Source organism: Paenibacillus sp. CF095, assembly GCF_900101225.1.
In the GTDB taxonomy this organism is placed as follows: Bacteria; Bacillota; Bacilli; order Paenibacillales; family Paenibacillaceae; genus Paenibacillus.
In genome coordinates this window covers 2,684,401-2,704,885 of record NZ_FMZN01000001.1, presented here as the reverse complement: position 1 = coordinate 2,704,885, position 20,485 = coordinate 2,684,401, and the positions used below count along the sequence as shown (strand labels likewise).

Sequence of the window (20,485 nt, the reverse complement as noted above, 5' to 3'; positions counted from 1 at the left end):
AGAGATGGCGGGCAAGATGCGTAAACATCATTTGTTTTGGCCGTTGTGTATGCTTGGTTTACTTTTAATCTTTAATTTGCTGTACTCTCCGGATTTCTTCTCCCTCGTCATGCGTGAAGGGAATCTGTATGGCAGCTTGATTGATATTCTCAATTTTGGAGCGCCCTTAATTCTGGTATCGATCGGTATGACACTGGTGATTGCGACCGGAGGTATCGACTTGTCTGTGGGCTCCATTGTAGCGATCTCCGGTGCAGTGGCTTGTATGAGCATCAGCAGAGGAGTAGATCAGAGTTCCTTCGGGCTTGTGTTGGGTGCACTCGGATTATCTATAGGTCTCTCACTGATCTTGGGCATATGGAATGGGGCGCTGGTTTCGGTTGCCCGAATCCAGCCCATTATTGCAACGCTTATTCTGATGGTAGCTGGACGTGGGATTGCGCAATTAATTACGAGTGGACAGATTATTACTGTATCCAACGCGAACTACGCCTATATCGGGGCGGGTTCGCTTGCAGCATTGCCTTTTTCCATCTTCATCGTATTAACTGTTCTGCTTGTTGCCTCTCTGTTGACGAGAAAAACGGCACTGGGACTGTTTATCGAATCGGTTGGAAGTAACGCAAACGCGAGCCAACTGGCAGGTATTCGTTCAAAAACGGTTATTCTCACGGTATATGTCTTCTGTGGTCTGTGTGCCGGCATTGCCGGGCTTATTCTCAGCTCGAATGTATCCAGTGCGGATGGCAATAACGCAGGTCTGTGGTATGAACTCGATGCCATTCTTGCTGTCGTCATCGGGGGTACTTCGCTCAATGGTGGTCGTTTCTATCTAATGGGTACCGTCGTTGGAGCACTCATTATCCAAACCTTAACAACAACGATCTATATGATTGGAGTCCCGCCAGAAGTTACGCTGGTTGTCAAAGCCTTTGTTGTACTGGCCGTATGTTTAATTCAATCCGATTCATTCCGCAATTCCATGGTGATCCGTTGGAAAAAACGGAAGTTTCCAGCCGAACAGGGGGTTAACCGCCATGTTTCTTAATCGTAAGTATCTCCCGGTCTTTGTCACCTTCGGTTTGCTGGCCGTGATGTTTGCCATAGGCTCTTTCCGGTATACGGGATTCTTCTCCACTCAGGTACTGCTTAATCTTCTCATTGATAACGCATTTCTGATCATCACGGCGATTGGCATGACTTTTGTGATTGTATCGGGAGGAATCGACCTGTCGGTAGGATCTGTCATTGCGCTGACGACCATCATTAGCGCAAGTCTGGTCGAGAAGCAAGGGTGGTCGCCTGCGATCGTTATACCGATGGTGCTTGTCATGGGCGCGTTGTTTGGCACTGTCATGGGGGCGATCATCCACTATTTTAAAATCCAGCCCTTCATCGTGACGCTGGCCGGCATGTTTTTGGCACGGGGGCTGTGTTATGTCATTAGTCTCGACACGATTACTATTACAAATCCATTTTACACACAGGTTGCACAGGCGAAAATTTCCCTGCCAGGGGGCAGCTTTGTCTCCATTAATGTGATTATTGCTCTGGTTATTGTACTGCTCGCGATCTACCTGGCACATTACACCCGGTTTGGGCGCAACGTTTACGCCATCGGCGGAAGCGAGCAATCCGCGCTGCTCATGGGACTGCCGGTTGCACGTACCAAAATCCTGGTGTATACGTTCAGCGGTTTGTGCTCCGCGCTTGCCGGTGTTGTCTTTACCTTCTATATGTTATCCGGTTATGGATTACACGCCATGGGTCTTGAACTTGATACCATCGCGGCTGTTGTGATAGGAGGCACCTTGTTAACAGGTGGTGTGGGGTATGTGGCGGGAACCTTTATTGGTGTATTGATCCAGGGGGCTATCCAAACTATAATTAGCTTCGAAGGCACGCTCAGCTCTTGGTGGACCAAGATTGTGATTGGTCTAATGCTGTTTGTCTTTATTTTGTTCCAACGACTTCTTAGCGGGCGGCGAGTATCCTCGAAATCACTGCATTAAGTTAATCGAATTAAATAACTGAACACAAATACCAAACAATGATATAACACGATGTGCTCTGCATTGGTGGCTGCAGAGACTAACATGGAGATGGGGGATGCGTGAGTGAGAAGATATGTGAACGGGTTGTGTTTGTTCATTCTGCTGCTTGTTGGTTGCACAACACCTGAGTCTGAAACTGTGCCTCCTCCCATCTCGTCTAACAACTTGAAAACTCTTCCGTCCGTTGAGGAATGGATGGAATCAGCGGTAGCAAGGGATACCTCTACGAAACCGATTGTTTTGGGTTTTTCACAACTGGGCAGAGAGAGTGCCTGGCGTCTGGCAAATTCCACGTCTATTCGGAATGCTGCGGCAGAATCGGGAATCTCCCTTGTGATAAAAAATGCAGAACAGTCTCAGACGAAACAGTTCGAGGCTGTTCGGTCGTTCATCAGACAAAAGGTGGATGTCATTGCCATTGCACCGGTCGTGGAATCGGGCTGGGAGGGTATTCTTCAGGAGGCCAAGGATGCAGGTATACCCGTGATCATCGTAGACCGATCAGTTGATGTCAAAGACACTTCACTTTTTGTAACAACGATTGGATCGGACTTTTACGAGGAAGGTGTGAAGGCCGGAAAGTACGTTCAGGATCGGATGCGAAATCATCCAGGATCGATACGAATTGCCGAACTGCAAGGCACGAGTGGTTCTACGCCTTCTATCCAGCGTGGTGAAGGATTTAGTAGCATTTTCGACACCAGAGCAGATATCATCTTCTCACAAAGTGCTCCGGCCGATTTTACGGAGGACAACGGGAAACAAGTGATGAAAGAATTCCTTCAGGTCCCGGAAGACAAACGGCCGCAGGTTCTTTTTGCCCATAATGATGAAATGGCGTTTGGCGCCATACAAGCGATAGAAGAAGTTGGGCTGAAGCCGGGAGAGGACATTATCATTGTCTCGGTGGACGGCTCCCGCAAAGCACTTGAAATTCTGGCGAGTGGGAAAATCAACGCTGTGGTGGAATGTAACCCGCTGCTTGGTCCTCAGCTTATGCAGGCTACAAAAGAAATTATTGCAGGGCGTACACTCCCAAAGCGCATGGTGCCCCCGGAGGACATTTTTACACAGGAGAGTGCTAGACGGGAGATGTACAACAGGCGATTCTAGAACACGCGAATAAATAGAACATTTTGGATAAAATTCAATTTACTTTAAATAAAGTTATCGTTTATACTGAACTCACCTTGAACTAAAAGTTCTTATCTATGAGAAAGTACGCAGCGGATTGCGTACATTTGAAAGCGCTTTTTTTTGAGGGTGAAAGTTTGATAAAGAGAGGGAGTGTAGAAGGTATTATGCTGTAATTATAATCTGAGGAGGTAATTTTATGTTCAAAGTAAAGTTAGCCAAGGCGGTAATATCTCTCGCACTTTTTGGTACCTTGTTTTCTATCCCGGCGGTGCCCGATGCTCGTGCTGCAGATGCAAGTTGTCCGAATGGTTATGTAGGTCTAACGTTTGATGATGGCCCATCTGGAAATACAACAAACATGCTTAACGCGTTGAAGCAAGCTGGTTTACGGGCAACGATGTTCAATGTTGGACAAAATGCGCAAAATAATCAATCGCTGGTTACTGCACAGGTGGCAGCAGGTATGTGGATTGGCAATCATTCGTATACACATCCGAATATGACTACATTAAACAGCGCTCAGATGTCGTCAGAGATTACACGGACACAGCAGACAATCCAGTCCATTACCGGCAGTTCACCTAAACTATTCAGACCTCCTTACGGTGCGACAAATGCGACCTTGAAATCCGTTGTGAGCCAAAATGGCCTAACTGAAGTGCTGTGGAACGTAGATTCCCAAGACTGGAATGGCGCCAGCGCGGCCCAGATTGTAGCGGCTGTGAACACGATGAAAAGTGGTGACGTTATTCTAATGCATGATCAGTACCAGACGACACTTCAAGCCATTCCGCAGATTGCACAAAATCTGAAGAATCGTGGCCTTTGCTCCGGCATGATCTCATCAACGACCGGTCGGGCAGTTGCACCCGATAGTAGCACTACGAATCCGCCAAGTAACGGAACAAAAGTGGAAGCTGAGAATATGACCAAAGGTGGGCAATACACCGGCAATATCAGTTCTCCTTTCAATGGCGTGGTCCTTTATGCTAACAATGATTTGGTTAAATACACTCAGAATTTTGCAACGAGCACTCACAACTTTTCACTTCGTGGAGCTTCAAACAATGCCAACATGGCTAGAGTTGATTTGAAGATTGGTGGACAGACGAAGGGAACCTTTTACTTTGGCGGGAGCTCTCCAGCGGTCTATACCCTGAATAATATCAGCCATGGAACGGGAAATCAGGTCATTGAGTTGGTTGTAACAGCCGATAACGGAACATGGGATATATATATCGATTACTTGGAAATACATTAACAAGCTCAAGGTTGATTGAAAAATAATGCACTATCATGAAAACCCGTTGGGTGAACCCAATGGGTTTTCCTCATGTTTTTGGCCATTTTATAACACAAAAGTGGAAGAAAAACCTTTATAATGGATGAAATTGAGGATAGGAAGAATTTGGTGTGTATTGAAACCATTTATGGAATAGGAGTGGATTGATCAAATGATCATTATGATTAACGGAGCGTTTGGTTCGGGAAAAACTTCTGCAGCAGAAGCACTTCAGCCCTTAATTGCAAACAGCATGATTTACGATCCTGAAGAAATAGGTTATATGCTCAGAAAACTTCTTCCGGAGAATTGTAGAGAGGAAAGGGAACGGACGGATGATTTTCAAGATATCGATCTATGGAAAATTCTAACCGTAAAGACAGCAAAAGAAGTAAAGCAGAAATACAACAAACACTTAATCATCCCTATGACCATCTATAAAGAGGAAAACTTTAATTACATTTATAACGGGTTGAAAGAGATCGATCAGGACATTCATCATTTTTGCCTTACGGCTACAGAAGAGACGATTTATCATCGTTTGGCTAAACGCGGAGATGAATATGGAGGCTGGCAGTATCAACAAGCACCAAAGTGTGTTGAAGCTTTCAAGGATGAACAATTTCAAACTCGCATTATTACCGATCATTTGGAGACTAGTGAAATCATAGAACTCATTTTGAAGAAGGTCCTATCCAAATAATTATCATTTTTTTAATAGGAGGGTTTTATGATGATGATGATTGTACATGTGCTCTCGAGAAAAGAATGGGAAGCCGCGGTGATCAATGGGGTATACAGAGCAGCATCTTTAGAAAAGGAAGGTTTTATTCATTGCTCACCTGTGGATAGGATCGTAGCTGTGGCTAATTATAATTACCACGGGACAAAGGGGTTAGTATTACTTTGCTTGGATGCATCTAAATTAAAATCAGAAGTTATATGGGAAGATCTGTATAATGAAGGCAGGGAATATCCTCATATTTACGGTGAGTTAAATCTTGACGCTGTATCTCATACATATGATTTTGAGCCTAATACAGAAGGTGAATTTTCGTTACCAACTGATTTAGAGAACATGCGGTGATGTCGGATTTCTTAGATAGACAATGGTATTTTTGAAGAAAATGAAAAGATGAGGGTGGATCTTAATTGACAACAGTGACTTTTGAAGAGGTAACCGAACAGCATCTCCCTGAAATTAGAGTGATATATAACTATTATGTAATGAATACAACGATTTCGTTTCATACGGAGGAATTAGATCTTGATCAGATTAAATCCTCTGTGATGAACAAGGATACGCGGTATAAAACTTACGTAATTCTTGAAAACAATCAAATGATGGGCTATGTTCTGATCACCCAATATAAGAGTAAACAGGCATATGATATTTGCGGTGAAGTCACCATATATCTAAAGCCCGACATTTTGGGAAAAGGCTTGGGGAAACAAGCATTAAGTTTCATTGAGAAGGTTGCAAAAGAACAAGGATTCCATACATTAATTGCGACAATTTGCATGGAGAATACTAGAAGTAAATCATTATTTGAGAGAAATGGTTATGAACAATGTGCTCTGTTTAAAGAGATTGGATATAAATTTGATAGAAAACTGGATATTGGAAGTTTCCAAAAGATATTGTAAGGAGAATACAGAATGAGTAAAAACCTATATATTATATCTGGCCCCCCTGGAGTAGGGAAATCTACAACTTCCAAGCTGCTGGTTCAGACTTTAGAGAGAAGTGCGTATATTTCTGGAGATGCGGTTAGTCACTTTCCGGTCAAAGGGCGAGGTAAACCCTGGCTTGATAAGGATACACATAACTTAACTTGGACAAATATATTCAGTCTAGTGAAAAACTTATTGGACTATAAATACGATGTAGTTCTGGACTATGTGGCCTTTCCGGAAGACATTAATGGATTAATGACCGAATTGGCAAACTATCATGTTCGCATAATCTATGTTGTATTAATGGTTGATCGTCAAACCATTATTCGTAGAGACCGTCTAAGAGCAGAAGAATATCAAATGAAAGAAAGAAGTATAATCCTGCTGAATGACTTTGAAAATCATCCGGATCTGAGAGTAGATAACAAGCTGTATACTAATCATTATACAGAAGAACAATTACCTGAAATAGTAAGTGAAATTATAAATAATGAAAAATATCAATTGAAATAACTGCACTGTTATCATGCTTCGAATTGAAAATGATAAGAGGTGAACAGATGAACAGAGGAATACGTTTTGAAATACCAAATGCCTATGGTCGCTTTCTTGGAGAGATTTTAAAACCAATGGAGGTGTCTAATTTCGATTGGTTTATTGGTGGAGAAGAATCCTATTTCATTGAGGGTGATACGTTAGGGGATGATCTTTTTCCGGATATGATTATTGGTATGAATGGAGAAGAATTACAAAAGATTATTGAGAACAACGAGTATTATTTAATATTTACGAATTTAAAAGCATTTCCAAAAGGCACACAAATAACAGATGTAATCACCTATGAAGATTATGTGGAGAGTGAGTGTCAGATGGTTCTTCTTGTGATCGATAGTATCTACGTCACGGTTTATTGTAAAGATCTAGAAAAAGTCGAGGAATTATATAATCATATAAATAGACAGGGATTTGAATCTCTCGAATATTTAACGGATGAGAATGATACGAGGACAATACTATCGGTCTGGTGATAAAGGAGATTGGGATTAACTGCTAAGGTTTGATAGATCTTCCCATGCTTTCGTTGATATGCGTTAACATAGCGTTGAGTTTAGTGTTAGGTGTTAATGCCAACGAACCTGACACGTCTTATTCGGGAATTTGAAACGTCCTCCGAAATCTAAGGAATCTGAGACACGCTATATCAGAAAAAATAGCCTTTTGTAGTGTTTTTATCAGATGATTTTGGGAAATAAGATGTCTCATGTTCCTTACAATTTTAAAAGAGGACGTGAGGGACGAATAAGATGTCCTGTGTTCCTTAGTAAATCGCCTGAGTTGGAAGACACACTCTAGTCCGCTTCCCCATGATATGTGAATGTTTATGAATACGATTACATCTTATAAAGGAGGGATTTCACCTTGTCTGATTACTATTGGGATGACCAAATTGAATATCTGAGAAATACGCGGTGGCTTTATTATAACGATGATTATCTTGAGTTTTTGGTTCAACGTGTATGGAAGATTGAAAATTCAGTAGATATCATTGACTATGGATGTGGTTATGGCTATCTCGGATTGAAGCTGCTTCCTTTTATTACCCGAAGGATCAACCTATACCGGATTAGACAAGGGTGAAGAATTGATTAAGCAGGCCAAAGAGAGTTTCTCAAAGACCTCTTATCAAACGACTTTTATAGTAGATGACATTGAAACAGTGCAAGTGAAACGTCAATACGATATTGCGATAAGTCATGCCTTCTTATTACATATGACAGAACCTATCACCGTTCTTCAGAAGATGATCGACAGTGTAGTAGATGAGGGTAGAATCATATGTTTTGAACCTCATTGGATCGCTAACATGTCAAACTATGAATTACATGGACTTGAACAATCCAAGATTATTAAGCTAGGTATTCTCCAAAAATTGTTCGAGGCGGATGCCAAACGGAGTGGTAAATATGGAAATATCGGTATGAAGATTCCGATTCTGCTTAGCCAACTTGGCTTGCGAAATGTAGAATGCCGGGTGAGTGACAAAGTTAACTTCTTAGATCAACACATGGCAGATTCGGATAAGGGAAAGCTTTTTCATGCATTAAAAGAAGAAGGACTGGGACAAGAACCGAATGCAAGAAATGAAGTAGTTGCTCAACTGATTGAAAGAGGACTGAATTCAGAAGAAGCGAATAGAGAATATGAAGCAGAGAGTGTATTTGCCAGGAAGTTTAATGAAAACTCATGGTTAACCTATGCTCCAAACATGAAAATTACATCGGGAATCGTGACGAGATAGTTGTATAGCTTCTATCACACATAAGGAGGTACACATGATGATATATAGGAGAAAAACTTATATTATTGCGACTTCTTTTGAAGAAGAGTTTAATGCTCTGTTTAATGATATTTTGCTGCCATCCCAATTGAAATACGGATCAAGACTTATTGGGAGATGGCACACACCAATCGATGATGAAACCAGCGAAATTTTTGCGATGTGGGAATACGATACTCTTGAACAATACGAAGAAATTGAGAAAAAGATAAAATCAGATAAAGAACACGTAAAGCGAGTTCAAGCCCGTTTTGATCAGATTGGAAGACATCGGTATAAAGAAGTATTTCGTGACGAGATAAGGCAAGTGTTTTTCACATCGACAGTAGAGCGCGAACAAACGATTTTGAAGTGAATAAAAAAGGAGCTGAGAGAAAGATGGAGACAGAACGACTTATATTTCGGAAATATACCAAAAATGATTTCGATTTACTTTTTGAGATGACACGTGAGCCAAATATGATGAAATTTATTAGACATGGAGGACCCTGGACGAAGGAAGAAACCATGCAAAGCCTGGAAAAGTTCATCAACTGGAATAAAGACGATAAAGGGCTGTTTCTCGCATTTAATAAAGAGGATAACAAGTTAATTGGAACCTCTGGACTGATTCCTCAAATCATTGAAGGCACTGATGAGCTTGAAGTTGGTTACTGGGTTGTAGAGCAATACTGGGGAATGGGTTACGGATATGAACAAGCAAAAGCGTGGAAAGAATATGGCATGGATCACTTGAAACAGAGACGATTAATATCGTTAATTCAACATGGCAATGTGGGTTCTATGAAAGTCGCGCAAAAGAATGGCATGAAACACGAGAAGGACGTAGACATCATTGGGAAAAATGTAGCAGTGTTCTCGATTGAGGTGAAGTGAATATGACTCCATTTCCTGAATTAGAAACCAAAAGATTGCTGTTAAGAGAGATTAAACAGAGTGATTCCCAAGACATATTTCAATATTTTTCTTCAGATGAAGTTACAAGGTTCTACGATGTAGAAAGTTTTACGAATACAAAACAAGCAGAAGAACTCATACAAAGATGGAATGAACGATTCGAAAATGGTCAGGTCATCCGCTGGGGAATTGCTTTGAAATCGGACAACAGAATTATTGGAACATGTGGATTTCATGGTTGGATGAAACAACATCATAAAGCTGTGATGGGATATGAATTAGCACCGGAGTTCTGGCGGCAGGGTTACATGACCGAGGTAACTAAGAAAATCGTTGAATATGGATTCAATAACCTTGAATTAAATAGAATTGAAGCATTTGTAGAGCCAGAGAACGCGGGATCAAGAAAGTTGCTTGAGAAAATTGGGTTCAGTGAAGAAGGCATATTGAAAGAGAATTTTATTTGGAAAAATCGATTTGTTGATAATGTCATCTATGCATTTTTGAAGAAAGAATATGTATGAAAATACGAATTATTGGATCTTGCGGTAGTGGGAAATCAACATTAGCCAAAGAATTATCGGATAAATACGGTATTCCTTCTTATGAATTAGACAATCTCATATGGGACAGAAGCGCCGAAAATCTGAGATATCCTGAACATGTTAGGGATGAATCTGTCCAATCTATTGTCAGTTCAGAGGCTTGGATCATAGAAGGAGTGCAGTGCAAAGATTGGACCATTAAGTCCATCCAGGAAGCGGATTTGATTTTTGTATTAGCTCCAAATGTTTTCATTAGAGATTATCGGATTATAAAGAGGTTTGTATTGTCCAGAATGGGCTTGCAACCGTGGAATTACAAGCAGTCATTCACGGACTTATGCAAGATGATTGTAAAATGGAACCATCAATATAATATAGAAGAAGTTATATGTACAATTAACACAAATCGCAAAACTGCGACAATCACAAAGAATAAAAAACAAGTGATACAGTTGATTGAACATCATTTGGAAGTGGTTGTAAGTGAAAGTGAAAAGAACCTTAGAGGTAATCAAGGATTGTCGAGTGAGGAGATACAGTGGTGAATATAAAGATACAACCAGTCACACGAGAGAATTGGGAAGAGGCGCTGAAGATCTCTTTGTATGAACACCAAGCGTCATTAGTTCCGTCCGTTATTGAGGGAATCGCTTACGCCTATGTAAAACCGTGGGATGAAGCATTTGATCCTTACGTACTTGAGATCGATGGGAAGGTATTTGGTTTCTTTTATCTAAGTTATACGCCAGATAGTACAGATAACTACTGGATTGGTGGTTTTCAAATCGATCAATCCTATCAAGGTAAAGGAATGGGAAAGCGTGCTTTAAGAGCCATTCTAGATTACATTACGAAACAGCATCCGTTGTGCAAGGTTATTTCATTAACGGTTGAACGGAATAATGAAATAGCACAGAACTTGTATAAGAGCATGTTGTTTATCAGTGAGAATAGAACCAATTCAGATGATGAAGTGATCTACAGGTTGGTAATAAGGTAAGAAATTTGAATAGTGTATAGATTACATGTGATGATTTTCTAAATGAGGGGATTTAAACAATGAATCGTATGAATCATGAAGAAGAATTACAAATCGCATTTGATAATCATGAAGAAGACTACAAAAAAGTTTGTAATAACTTATATAACTATAATGTCTCTGAAACAAATGGGTTATTAAATAAGCCTGGAAAGACTATCAATCTTTTTTTACGGGACAAGACAGGTAAGGCAGTTGGTGGAATCTTCTGTGCTACATATTGTGAAACATTATATATTGATAATTTTTGGATAGATGAGGAACACAGAAAGAAAGGATATGGGAAGTCTTTAATCATGCAAGCAGAAAGCATGGCTTCTGAATTAGGATGTAAGCTTGCACACACAAGCACATTTTCATATCAATCACCGAAATTCTATCAAAAAATGGGCTATGAAGTGTTTGGATTAATTGATGAGTATCCTGATGGAATCATTCAATATTTTATGAAGAAAAGATTATAAGACGAGTACCTAACATAGTATTGGATTTAACGAATGATGAATTTTTATGGAGAAACAAAAGGATGGCGGAAAGTATGCGAGCCACAAGGGAGGGTTACATATTACTGAATTTAATGATCTTGAAAGAGAGATAAAACGAAATAAAGCGGAGAGCTGCATGATATACCGAGAAAACGCAATTCAATATGAATTTTATCGGAATTGAAAAACGAAAGAAAAACAACATAAAGTGAATTCAATTACAAAAAGTGTGCTCTCCGCATTGGTGGGAATAGCTATACAACAGGGTTACATTGAGAATGAGGATACCCCAATTGTGAATTATTTTAACGATCTGGATGACAGCAAAAAGGGGATTACGATTAAGCATCTATTAACGATGTCCTCGGGCTTGCACTATCCGGGGAATGAAGCGATGATCCCATCTAGGAATTGGACGAAATTTGTTCTTGAGCAACCCATTGAATTCGAACCTGGAATCCAAATGAAATATAGTTGCGGGAGTTCGCATATACTTAGCGCCATATTGCAGAAGGCGACTGGTATGAACACTTCGGAATTTGCAAGAAAGAACTTATTTGCACCTCTAGGTATTAACGATTTCCATTGGTATCAGGATACACAAGGGATTGCGATCGGTGGTTTTGGTTTGCGAATGAAGATCGAAGATATGCTGAAGTTTGGAGTGTTATACGCTCAGAATGGGGAGTGGAATTCGAAACAACTCATCTCTGCTGACTGGATTGCTAGAAGTGTAAGGCCTTCTCTCACTTTCGAAACCTTATATAGCTACCACTGGCGCATAATGAAAAGCATCCAGGAAGAAGACGCTGAAAATAAAACGTTTTATGCTATGGGTATGGGCGGAGGAAGAGGGCAATACATATTTGTTAACCAAGATCGAGGATTGGTTGCGGTATTCACAACGATTAAATCCGATGATAGTTTGTTACCACTTCAATGGTTTAACAATTATATATTGACAGAATAGTTGTTTATGGGAGAGATAACATGAGCCACTGGTTTGATCTAGATGAACTTGATCCAAAGTTAATCAAATTTGCAGTTATGATCGCGAAATACAATAATAAATTCATCATTATAAAAAATAGGAAAAGAGGAGGTTGGGAGATACCAGGAGGCAACAAAGAAATAGGGGAAACAATTTTACACACGGCAAGTCGAGAACTCTATGAAGAGACAGGGGCAATACGCTTCGAATTAATACCTTATGGTGTATATGAATGGAATGGGAGCTTTGGTATGGTTTCTTATGCTGAGGTTAAATTGCTGGAGAGCTTACCGGAGTCTGAAATTGATGAAATAAAGCTTGTGGATGTATTACCAGAAGGGATGAACTTTGGAGATATGTTTTATCATTTCTCAGACAGATGGGATGGACTTGAGAACCATAAGTTTAAGAAATACACTATCGAAATAAATCATTTGAATGAGTTACCTGAAATTAAAATAAGCTAGTTTTAGTTGGAGGAACTCTGTTTTGAAACTAAAGGAGATGAAAAGAACTAGTGAATAAGAATAAGGGACTCATCATGTCACTATTACTTTTATTGATTTTAATTTTGTTATGGAATTCCTTTCGAACTTCAATTTTTGAAGCAGTTACTGTTCAAAAGATTAGTGAAAATGAAATGACTGTAATTAATTTTAATAATCTTGAAAGAACAATAGCCGTTCCAATGGATATGTCAAAACTAATTGAAGAGAACAAGGAATACACTATTTTGTACGATAAAAGAGTTTTTGATAAATACAGACTTCGATCTATAAAACCATAGGTCTTAGAAATAATATGTGGAAAGAGAGATGGCAACGATCATGATAACGTATAGAACGTTGACCCTTGAAGATGTGAACCAGCTGCAGGAAATAGATCGTTCGGAACATATTGATCTCATTTATGAAATGAGAGGGAACCGATTGGTTGAACTTGAACAAAATCATGAATGCTCAAACTGGGATGAGATGCTTTTGAAAGAGATTCAAAATCGATATGTGTACGAATTAGAACAAGGTGGCATGGCATATGGCGCGTTTGCTGACAATCAATTAATCGGATTTGGTGTGCTGGCACATCAATATAGAGGAAAAGAACGAAATCAATTACAAGTTGACTTGATGTATGTCTCACGCGGGTACAGAAGACAAGGTATTGGAAAACGTATTCTAAACGAGTTAGGTGAAGAGGCTAAGAAACGTGGTGCACAGTATCTGTATATCTCCTCCACAGAGACGAAATCAGCGGTATCCTTTTATAAAAGTCAGGGCAGTCAGATTGCAAGTGAGATCGATCAAGAACTTTATGACAAAGAGCCGAACGATATACATATGATAAAGGAGCTGGGCACATGACAACGGTTGGGATACTTGGCACCATTCATAATCCTGAACTCAGGGAGCGATATCATTGTTCCCTTTCTCTTTACAAGGATGTGATCACTGAGTTTAAACCAGATCTCATTTGTGGTGAAGTTCATCCGCAGAGTTGGTTGAGGTACCTGAAGGACAAACATGATAGAGGATACTGGGGAGAACCAGCTAGTGAGTATTGGGAATTGGTCTTCCCTTTATGCGAGAAGCATAACATCCCATTTGTCCCTATTGATTGGTTTGAATTAGATGTATGGAATGCTTTTGATCCATTCAACGGTTATTCGGGCGAGGAACGCCAAGAACTTGAACAACGGGACGATCATTGGTTTGCGGAGCAAATGGAGACGTATCGGTTTGGCGAGATTCCTTTTAATTCAAAGGAGTTCGATCGCGTAACCAGACAAAAATATGAATGGTTGCATGAGGTAAATCCGAAGGCACAGAACTTTCGCTGGGTGGTCCGTAATCAGATTATGGTTCAAAGAGTCAAAAATACAATTGAAGCTCATCCAGAAAAACGAATCCTCTGTATCGTAGGAGCCGATCATAATTATATTTTCCAAGAAGAGCTGGTGAAAGAACCCGTTGAATTGATGTATCCGTTACGATAAATGAACCGTTGGTAGAATGACAAATGAAACTTATGACGTAAGGAGCATTACATGCGCAAAAAAATACGGAAAACACTCAAGTACAGCATATTCAGTATTATTTTAATGGTCATAGTAGCTCTGATATTTCCCACATGGACACCCAAAATTAAAGGTGAAAACAGCATCAGCATGTTAGAGCAGGTCGAAATTAACGGTACAGGACATGAAGTCATGATCAGGGGTGTTGATCGGACTAACCCTATCCTGATTTTTGTGCATGGCGGGCCGGGATGCTCGGAGATTCCTTACGTAAGGAAGTATCAGAAAGAGCTTGAGCAACACTTCACGGTGGTGCATTACGATCAACGTGGGAGTGGGAAGTCCTATCACTTTTTTGAGGATTACTCGAATCTCACAACAGATGTATTAGTAGATGATTTGTTAGCGTTAAGGGATTATGTATCTAAGGAGTTAGGTCAAGAGAAGGTTATATTAATCGGTCATTCATTTGGTACATACATCGGGATGAAAGCTGCGGCTAAAGCACCTACTCAGTTTCACGCTTATATAGGCATCGGACAGATGGCTAATACACTTCAGAGCGAACTGGAAAGTTTGGAGTACACGTACGAGCAAGCGAAACAAGCCGGTAATGCAGAGGACGTTAAAAAACTGGAGCTAATTCGCAGCTCGATTGAGCAAGGAAAGGAACTTACGCCTAGAATTTTGTTGCAAAAGTACGGTGGTGCAGCCAGGCTCATCCATGAGAATAGAGATTATATTTCAGGATTCCTTTTAAATCCCGAATACAATGGGCTGGATATGATTCGCTTTTATTCAGGGATGTTCAGTTCACAAGACATCTTACTGAAGGAAGCATTTGATCAAAATTTACCTGATATTGTTGATCATCTGGAGATTCCTACCTATTTTGTAACGGGTAAATATGATTATATGACTACTGCGAATGCAGCACGTGATTATTTTGATGTATTGAATGCACCGATCAAAGACTTCATTGTATTCAACGAGTCGGCGCATTACCCACAGTTTGAGGAGAAAGAAGAATTCGTAAAGTGGTTAAATGAGCTATTTTAAGATGCATTGAAAGGAGCAAGATCATATTGTTAAGTGAATTCATTGAGCTTGAAGAAGAGAGTGATGAGAGTTACCGGTGTTACACTCTGCAAAATACAGTGCAAATATTTAAACATTGCATACAGGATGAGGATTTAAATGACGTCCGAATATATGTGTCCACAAATACACCGTTAGATTCAATGGTTAATAAAATAGATGACTACATTAAGTGGTTTTCTATTTGTGAGACGGTCTTTCGAGAATATTATGAGAATGAACTTGATGAAAAGGTACATCAGAATTGGTTTAATGAGATTGAAGTTTATCGTGTGGATATCACATTTAACGGTATAACCGACTACGGCGCAACAATATCTTGCGGAGATAATATCCTGCGCGATCACATCATGATTATTGATTTTGACAGAGAACAAATCCAAGCAATCCACTTAAACGGATAGATGGATTATTTTGTAGTAAATAGTCACAAAAAACAATAAAGATATCGCTTTATTTTCCATAAATGTGTTATTATGTTGGTGTTAGACGAAAAATTCATTTGTTTGATCGATAGGGAGAGGAGGCACGTATTCTCGAATCATTCAATCTGTATGGATAGATTAACTGCACTGCTTGTTAAAAATAATAGAATAAGCGGAGGTATGGTTATGTTCAAAAAATGGAAGAAGTTTGGCATCAGCAGCTTGGCACTGGTATTAGTGGCTGCGGTAGCCTTTACCGGATGGAGCGCTAAAGCATCAGCAGCTGACGCTTCGCAAATAGTATCTGAGATGGGTGCAGGATGGAATCTCGGCAATCAGCTGGAAGCAGCGTTGAACGGTACACCGAATGAGACAGCTTGGGGCAATCCTACGGTAACTCCAGAGTTAATCAAAAAGGTAAAAGCGGCAGGTTTCAAATCCATTCGTATTCCCGTTTCCTATTTGAACAACATTGGAAGCGCTCCCAATTATACAATCAATGCGGCATGGCTGAATCGAATTCAGCAAGTCGTGGACTACGCGTACAATGAAGGTCTGTATGTGATCATCAATATTCATGGTGATGGGTATAATTCCGTACAGGGTGGATGGCTGCTCGTGAATGGTGGCAATCAGGCTGCCATTAAGGAAAAATATAAAAAGGTGTGGCAGCAGATTGCCACCAAGTTTAGCAACTACAATGATCGCCTTATTTTCGAATCCATGAACGAAGTATTCGATGGTAACTATGGCAATCCAAACTCGGCGTATTACGCCAATCTGAACGCATACAATCAAATCTTCGTGGATACGGTTCGTCAGACTGGTGGTAACAACAATGCCAGATGGTTGCTGATTCCAGGCTGGAATACCAATATTGACTACACTGTTGGTAATTATGGCTTTGCTCTTCCTACAGATAATTACAGATCCTCGGCTATTCCTAGTTCGCAGAAGAGAATCATGATCTCGGCACACTATTACTCTCCGTGGGATTTTGCAGGTGAGGAAAACGGTAATATCACACAGTGGGGTGCAACTTCTACGAATCCTGCCAAGAAGTCTACTTGGGGACAAGAGGATTATCTTGAATCGCAGTTTAAGTCCATGTACGACAAATTTGTGACTCAGGGCTATCCTGTAGTGATTGGTGAGTTCGGTTCCATTGATAAAACGTCCTACGATTCCAGCAACAATGTATATCGTGCTGCATACGCAAAAGCAGTTACCGCAAAAGCTAAAAAATACAAAATGGTTCCTGTTTATTGGGATAACGGGCATAACGGTCAACATGGATTCGCATTGTTTAACCGTTCGAACAATACCGTAACGCAGCAAAATATCATTAATGCAATCATGCAAGGTATGCAATAATTTACTGTCGATCAGCATCCGTACAAACGGTGTGTTCCTTCAAAAGGGACATGCCGTTTTTTGTGCTACCCTGAGATAAAGTTGAACAACATTTACCAATGCATTTTACATAAGCCACATACAGAATTCATTAAATCCCACACTAGCTTTTATATACTTAATTTGCTTGATATAGCGAACTAAAAGGACTAGGTGGTAGACAGAATGTTAAAAAAACGTGATTTGCAGGAATGCCTTTCACTGTACAGCTTAATGATGGACCCCGCAGTTTCTCCTTACGTTCGTTATCAATGCCAATCGTATGAAGAATATCTATTCCTCACCAAACAATTGATGGCCGAAGAAGAACAAAAAACGGTGATTTCCCGAACGATTTTGAATGAAACAGGGCAGCCTATTGGAACCATTGATCTATATCATATTGAGCATCAAACCGGTTTTTTAGCCACTTGGATTGGTTCACCGTTTTTTGGAAATGGGTATAGCCAAAGAGCCAAATCAGCCTTTTTTGTTGAACTGTTTCTGGAACATGGGATTGAAACGGTATTTATGAAGATACGCAAACAGAATATAAGATCCAGAAAAGCGGTACAAAAACTGCCTTATGTGAAATTAGCCAATGATGTGTATCCAGATGTATATCAACAGATCAACATGAATGAACAGATGTATGATCTGTATTATGTTGGACAGTCAGCCTTTTTCGAAAATAGTATGGATCTGCACCCAGTGGTAGCTACGTAACTTATTCAGAGAGCATAAACAGCGGCGTCAGAGATGACGGCGCTATTTGCTATGATGATATAGGAACGGACCGTGAATATAACATGCAGGAATATAGACTAGAGAATCGAAAGACATTAAGTAGATAACCTCTTAAAAATTGGACGGTTAATCAAGGAGGCATGAAATGAATAATATTAACAAGATTTTGGGTGTAGTCCTCATGCTTGGCAGTGTGTTTATTTCAACGATGGAGAGAATCTCAATACGAGTTTCTGTCGCTATAGTAGAAGCAGGATACGCTTCAGGAGGGACCAACGTACCCCAGTTTGCTCAGACGAACGAGCATCCAACAGGTTTACTCGTATACTTCATGTTCTTTGTTGGATTCATACTATTGGTCGCGGGATTCCCGGGGAGTTATAAGAAAAATCGTAATCATGGGCATAGCAAGGAAGTTTAGCTTGAGGAGGGATGAAAGTGGCCGAACAGGAGGAAGTGTTATCGGGAGGTAATGTGAATAAGGTCGTCAGAATAGGTGAGACGGTTCGCCGGCATGCGAAACCAAATCCATATGTGATTGAATTGCTTTTACATCTCGAAAAAGTTGGTTATGATCATGCCCCTCGATTTCTGGGAATAGATGAACAGGGGAGAGAAACGCTCTCTTACCTCGAAGGCATCGTTCCAGGCAATGATTATCCTGATCTAGAAGAGTATATGTGGTCAGACGAATCTTTGATTGAAGTCGCGAAACTGTTGAGAAGTTACCATGATGCGACCGTTGGATTTACAACAACATCAGTATCAACGAACAGATATCCAGGCCTAACTGAAGATGAAGTTGTATGTCATAACGATTTTGCGCCGTATAATGTGGTGTACAAGGATGGCCGTCCTCAAGGCATTATTGATTTTGATATGGCGGGTCCAGGTCCGCGAATGTGGGATATCGCCTATGCCTTGTATACATCCGTTCCACTCGCAGAATTTTCACCAGAGATGGATGGAAAAGGTGTAATGCCATACGACAGCCAGGCGCACGGAACTGTTCGAAAAGAACGGATTGCCTTATTTATGGCTACGTACGGGCTGAGTGTTCCAGCAGATTTGAAGGATTGGGTCATATCCCGTATCCGTTTCATGTGTAAAACACTGACTGATCGTGCGGCGGATGGAGATGTCGCTTTTATGAAGATGGTCGAAGAGGGTCACCTGGCCCACTATGAGAAAGAAGTCATTTTTCTTGAAAACCATTGGGATGAATGGGTTTGAAAGGTAATGCTAATGGACCGCGTGATAGCCTAAGGGCTGGACAGCGGTTTTTTTGTTTCCATCTTTCGAATCCCTATGAATTCCTTTCTATTCATTTTCAACAATTGTGATCAACAATACAGCAATATAGTTCAGATTAGAACGAAATAACTGTGATACAATTCATTGTAAAGCGCTATCATTGTAAATTATTAAACTATATTGCTTTTTATATTCTGGGAAGGGAGATCTTTACTGATGCTAACCATACACACCCCGACGAATATTGCTTTGCAGGAAAATGAAGTTTATGTGCGATCAGAAGCAGATAATTTTCAGGATGAATGGCCTGTTCATACGCATAATGGGTATGAGATACATTATTTTATTCAAGGAGATGCAACCTTTCTAATCGGTGACCGAATATATAAGCCGCTGCCCGGCGATATGTTTATATTCAGAGGCGGTGTGCCCCACCGAATCAATCCTTCAAGAGAAATCGTGTACAAGCGAAGTTTCGTCAATTTCACGGAATTATTGCTTTTGGACATGCTTGCTGTCAGTCAGTTGGAGAATCTGATGTCCATATTCCGTCATCCCAATGGGTTATTGGTGCATTGGCCCCCGGAGGAGCGTGAGCATATCACAGCTATATTTAAGGGAATCAAGGAGGAGATGGGGGCAGGAAATACAGGGTACAAAACAATGGTCAAATTAAGTCTTACCCAATTGCTACTGCGGATTTACCGGAAAACAACCAGTGAGCAATCCGCCAATCCTATTTTATGTTCCTCCCAGAAGCAGACAAGCGTAAGCCGGGTTCTTCATTATTTAAACCAGAACTACACGGAGAATGTTTCATTGGATGAACTGTCCAAAACACTCCATTTGAATAAATACTACATTTGTCATTCTTTCAAAGAGACAACGGGATATACCATAAGCAATTATGTTATACGGAAAAGAGTTGCAGAGGCCAAAAAATTGTTGCTGTCTACGGATGCACCGATTTTATCCATATCTGAGACGCTAGGTTTTAACACACCTGTATATTTTAGCAGGGCCTTTAAACAATATGTGGGTGTATCACCACAGTTATTCCGTAAAAGTGAATTGCTCAACGAAGCCAAAATTCATTAGACCCTTCCAAGG

General features: G+C 40.4%; 27 protein-coding genes and 1 pseudogene. All 28 read left to right on the top strand.

Annotation, left to right across the window (positions count from 1 at the left end; genetic code table 11):
• The first annotated feature begins 4 nt into the window (after positions 1–4).
• The 28 genes and pseudogenes from BLS69_RS11590 to BLS69_RS11455 all read left to right on the top strand — a co-directional run bounded on the left by BLS69_RS11590 (position 5) and on the right by BLS69_RS11455 (position 20,473).
• Positions 5–1,048 carry an ABC transporter permease gene (locus BLS69_RS11590; protein ID WP_091031628.1) on the top strand — a complete coding sequence of 348 codons (1,044 nt, stop codon included), beginning with the start codon at positions 5–7 and terminating at the stop codon, positions 1,046–1,048.
• The gene (yjfF, locus tag BLS69_RS11585; RefSeq protein ID WP_017689006.1) at positions 1,038–2,012 is read left to right on the top strand and encodes a galactofuranose ABC transporter, permease protein YjfF; all 975 of its coding nucleotides are present in this window, start codon (positions 1,038–1,040) and stop codon (positions 2,010–2,012) included. Before BLS69_RS11590 ends, yjfF begins: the two co-directional genes overlap by 11 nt.
• Positions 2,013–2,117: 105 nt before the next feature.
• The gene (locus BLS69_RS11580) at positions 2,118–3,167 is read left to right on the top strand and encodes an ABC transporter substrate-binding protein (RefSeq protein WP_091031625.1); all 1,050 of its coding nucleotides are present in this window, start codon (positions 2,118–2,120) and stop codon (positions 3,165–3,167) included.
• A 220-nt stretch (positions 3,168–3,387) separates the two neighbouring features.
• Entirely contained in the window at positions 3,388–4,452 is a 1,065-nt protein-coding gene (locus BLS69_RS11575) for a polysaccharide deacetylase family protein (protein ID WP_091031624.1), read from the top strand.
• A 193-nt stretch (positions 4,453–4,645) separates the two neighbouring features.
• Positions 4,646–5,176 (top strand): AAA family ATPase, encoded by a 531-nt coding sequence (locus BLS69_RS11570; RefSeq protein WP_091031621.1) that lies wholly within the window; start codon positions 4,646–4,648, stop codon positions 5,174–5,176.
• Between the two features lie 27 nt (positions 5,177–5,203).
• A complete protein-coding gene (locus BLS69_RS11565; protein ID WP_256332282.1) occupies positions 5,204–5,560 on the top strand; it encodes a DUF952 domain-containing protein in 357 nt (118 codons plus the stop codon).
• A gap of 74 nt (positions 5,561–5,634) precedes the next feature.
• Positions 5,635–6,120, top strand: coding sequence for a GNAT family N-acetyltransferase (locus tag BLS69_RS11560; RefSeq protein WP_256332343.1), 486 nt, complete (start codon positions 5,635–5,637; stop codon positions 6,118–6,120).
• Positions 6,121–6,132: 12 nt separating this feature from the next.
• Entirely contained in the window at positions 6,133–6,663 is a 531-nt protein-coding gene (locus tag BLS69_RS11555; RefSeq protein ID WP_091031616.1) for an AAA family ATPase, read from the top strand.
• Between the two features lie 47 nt (positions 6,664–6,710).
• Entirely contained in the window at positions 6,711–7,178 is a 468-nt protein-coding gene (locus tag BLS69_RS11550) for a DUF2691 family protein (RefSeq protein ID WP_091031615.1), read from the top strand.
• A gap of 391 nt (positions 7,179–7,569) precedes the next feature.
• Positions 7,570–8,449: pseudogene (locus BLS69_RS11545) on the top strand (methyltransferase domain-containing protein).
• A 37-nt stretch (positions 8,450–8,486) separates the two neighbouring features.
• Positions 8,487–8,843 (top strand): NIPSNAP family protein, encoded by a 357-nt coding sequence (locus BLS69_RS11540; protein ID WP_091031612.1) that lies wholly within the window; start codon positions 8,487–8,489, stop codon positions 8,841–8,843.
• A 23-nt stretch (positions 8,844–8,866) separates the two neighbouring features.
• Entirely contained in the window at positions 8,867–9,364 is a 498-nt protein-coding gene (locus tag BLS69_RS11535; protein WP_091031609.1) for a GNAT family N-acetyltransferase, read from the top strand.
• Positions 9,365–9,366: 2 nt separating this feature from the next.
• Complete coding sequence (locus BLS69_RS11530) at positions 9,367–9,909, top strand: GNAT family N-acetyltransferase (RefSeq protein ID WP_091031606.1); 543 nt, start codon at positions 9,367–9,369, stop codon at positions 9,907–9,909.
• Positions 9,906–10,475, top strand: a complete 570-nt coding sequence (locus BLS69_RS11525) for a P-loop NTPase family protein (protein WP_091031605.1) — start codon at positions 9,906–9,908, stop codon at positions 10,473–10,475. The genes BLS69_RS11530 and BLS69_RS11525 overlap by 4 nt, the downstream gene beginning before the upstream one ends.
• Entirely contained in the window at positions 10,472–10,930 is a 459-nt protein-coding gene (locus BLS69_RS11520) for a GNAT family N-acetyltransferase (RefSeq protein ID WP_091031602.1), read from the top strand. Before BLS69_RS11525 ends, BLS69_RS11520 begins: the two co-directional genes overlap by 4 nt.
• A 59-nt stretch (positions 10,931–10,989) precedes the next feature.
• Complete coding sequence (locus BLS69_RS11515; RefSeq protein ID WP_091031601.1) at positions 10,990–11,433, top strand: GNAT family N-acetyltransferase; 444 nt, start codon at positions 10,990–10,992, stop codon at positions 11,431–11,433.
• A 229-nt stretch (positions 11,434–11,662) separates the two neighbouring features.
• The gene (locus BLS69_RS11510) at positions 11,663–12,424 is read left to right on the top strand and encodes a serine hydrolase domain-containing protein (protein WP_256332281.1); all 762 of its coding nucleotides are present in this window, start codon (positions 11,663–11,665) and stop codon (positions 12,422–12,424) included.
• Between the two features lie 20 nt (positions 12,425–12,444).
• Positions 12,445–12,912, top strand: coding sequence for an NUDIX domain-containing protein (locus BLS69_RS11505; protein WP_091031598.1), 468 nt, complete (start codon positions 12,445–12,447; stop codon positions 12,910–12,912).
• Positions 12,913–12,962: 50 nt separating this feature from the next.
• Positions 12,963–13,232, top strand: coding sequence for a hypothetical protein (locus BLS69_RS11500; protein WP_091031597.1), 270 nt, complete (start codon positions 12,963–12,965; stop codon positions 13,230–13,232).
• A gap of 28 nt (positions 13,233–13,260) precedes the next feature.
• The gene (locus BLS69_RS11495; protein WP_176872683.1) at positions 13,261–13,806 is read left to right on the top strand and encodes a GNAT family N-acetyltransferase; all 546 of its coding nucleotides are present in this window, start codon (positions 13,261–13,263) and stop codon (positions 13,804–13,806) included.
• Positions 13,803–14,438, top strand: a complete 636-nt coding sequence (locus BLS69_RS11490) for a hypothetical protein (RefSeq protein WP_091031595.1) — start codon at positions 13,803–13,805, stop codon at positions 14,436–14,438. Before BLS69_RS11495 ends, BLS69_RS11490 begins: the two co-directional genes overlap by 4 nt.
• Positions 14,439–14,489: 51 nt before the next feature.
• Complete coding sequence (locus BLS69_RS11485) at positions 14,490–15,518, top strand: alpha/beta fold hydrolase (protein ID WP_091031593.1); 1,029 nt, start codon at positions 14,490–14,492, stop codon at positions 15,516–15,518.
• Positions 15,519–15,544: 26 nt separating this feature from the next.
• Positions 15,545–15,961, top strand: a complete 417-nt coding sequence (locus BLS69_RS11480; RefSeq protein ID WP_091031591.1) for a hypothetical protein — start codon at positions 15,545–15,547, stop codon at positions 15,959–15,961.
• A gap of 207 nt (positions 15,962–16,168) precedes the next feature.
• Complete coding sequence (locus BLS69_RS11475; protein WP_091031586.1) at positions 16,169–17,356, top strand: glycoside hydrolase family 5 protein; 1,188 nt, start codon at positions 16,169–16,171, stop codon at positions 17,354–17,356.
• Positions 17,357–17,560: 204 nt separating this feature from the next.
• On the top strand, positions 17,561–18,100 hold the full coding sequence (locus tag BLS69_RS11470; protein ID WP_091031584.1) for a GNAT family N-acetyltransferase: 540 nt from the start codon (positions 17,561–17,563) through the stop codon (positions 18,098–18,100).
• A gap of 166 nt (positions 18,101–18,266) precedes the next feature.
• A complete protein-coding gene (locus BLS69_RS11465) occupies positions 18,267–18,542 on the top strand; it encodes a hypothetical protein (protein WP_091031581.1) in 276 nt (91 codons plus the stop codon).
• A gap of 11 nt (positions 18,543–18,553) precedes the next feature.
• Positions 18,554–19,354 (top strand): phosphotransferase, encoded by an 801-nt coding sequence (locus BLS69_RS11460; protein WP_371129041.1) that lies wholly within the window; start codon positions 18,554–18,556, stop codon positions 19,352–19,354.
• Between the two features lie 237 nt (positions 19,355–19,591).
• Positions 19,592–20,473, top strand: a complete 882-nt coding sequence (locus BLS69_RS11455; protein WP_091031576.1) for an AraC family transcriptional regulator — start codon at positions 19,592–19,594, stop codon at positions 20,471–20,473.
• Positions 20,474–20,485 lie beyond the last annotated feature (12 nt).

Excerpts from the sequence above, each read along its gene's own strand:
- BLS69_RS11590 (WP_091031628.1), top strand. The coding sequence starts at position 5 with ATGGCGGGCAAGATGCGTAAACATCATTTGTTTTGGCCGTTGTGTATG.
- yjfF (WP_017689006.1), top strand. The coding sequence starts at position 1,038 with ATGTTTCTTAATCGTAAGTATCTCCCGGTCTTTGTCACCTTCGGTTTG.
- BLS69_RS11575 (WP_091031624.1), top strand. The coding sequence starts at position 3,388 with ATGTTCAAAGTAAAGTTAGCCAAGGCGGTAATATCTCTCGCACTTTTT.
- BLS69_RS11570 (WP_091031621.1), top strand. The coding sequence starts at position 4,646 with ATGATCATTATGATTAACGGAGCGTTTGGTTCGGGAAAAACTTCTGCA.
- BLS69_RS11565 (WP_256332282.1), top strand. The coding sequence starts at position 5,204 with ATGATGATGATGATTGTACATGTGCTCTCGAGAAAAGAATGGGAAGCC.
- BLS69_RS11555 (WP_091031616.1), top strand. The coding sequence starts at position 6,133 with ATGAGTAAAAACCTATATATTATATCTGGCCCCCCTGGAGTAGGGAAA.
- BLS69_RS11550 (WP_091031615.1), top strand. The coding sequence starts at position 6,711 with ATGAACAGAGGAATACGTTTTGAAATACCAAATGCCTATGGTCGCTTT.
- BLS69_RS11540 (WP_091031612.1), top strand. The coding sequence starts at position 8,487 with ATGATATATAGGAGAAAAACTTATATTATTGCGACTTCTTTTGAAGAA.
- BLS69_RS11535 (WP_091031609.1), top strand. The coding sequence starts at position 8,867 with ATGGAGACAGAACGACTTATATTTCGGAAATATACCAAAAATGATTTC.
- BLS69_RS11530 (WP_091031606.1), top strand. The coding sequence starts at position 9,367 with ATGACTCCATTTCCTGAATTAGAAACCAAAAGATTGCTGTTAAGAGAG.
- BLS69_RS11525 (WP_091031605.1), top strand. The coding sequence starts at position 9,906 with ATGAAAATACGAATTATTGGATCTTGCGGTAGTGGGAAATCAACATTA.
- BLS69_RS11515 (WP_091031601.1), top strand. The coding sequence starts at position 10,990 with ATGAATCGTATGAATCATGAAGAAGAATTACAAATCGCATTTGATAAT.
- BLS69_RS11505 (WP_091031598.1), top strand. The coding sequence starts at position 12,445 with ATGAGCCACTGGTTTGATCTAGATGAACTTGATCCAAAGTTAATCAAA.
- BLS69_RS11495 (WP_176872683.1), top strand. The coding sequence starts at position 13,261 with ATGGCAACGATCATGATAACGTATAGAACGTTGACCCTTGAAGATGTG.
- BLS69_RS11490 (WP_091031595.1), top strand. The coding sequence starts at position 13,803 with ATGACAACGGTTGGGATACTTGGCACCATTCATAATCCTGAACTCAGG.
- BLS69_RS11485 (WP_091031593.1), top strand. The coding sequence starts at position 14,490 with ATGCGCAAAAAAATACGGAAAACACTCAAGTACAGCATATTCAGTATT.
- BLS69_RS11475 (WP_091031586.1), top strand. The coding sequence starts at position 16,169 with ATGTTCAAAAAATGGAAGAAGTTTGGCATCAGCAGCTTGGCACTGGTA.
- BLS69_RS11470 (WP_091031584.1), top strand. The coding sequence starts at position 17,561 with ATGTTAAAAAAACGTGATTTGCAGGAATGCCTTTCACTGTACAGCTTA.
- BLS69_RS11465 (WP_091031581.1), top strand. The coding sequence starts at position 18,267 with ATGAATAATATTAACAAGATTTTGGGTGTAGTCCTCATGCTTGGCAGT.
- BLS69_RS11460 (WP_371129041.1), top strand. The coding sequence starts at position 18,554 with ATGAAAGTGGCCGAACAGGAGGAAGTGTTATCGGGAGGTAATGTGAAT.
- BLS69_RS11455 (WP_091031576.1), top strand. The coding sequence starts at position 19,592 with ATGCTAACCATACACACCCCGACGAATATTGCTTTGCAGGAAAATGAA.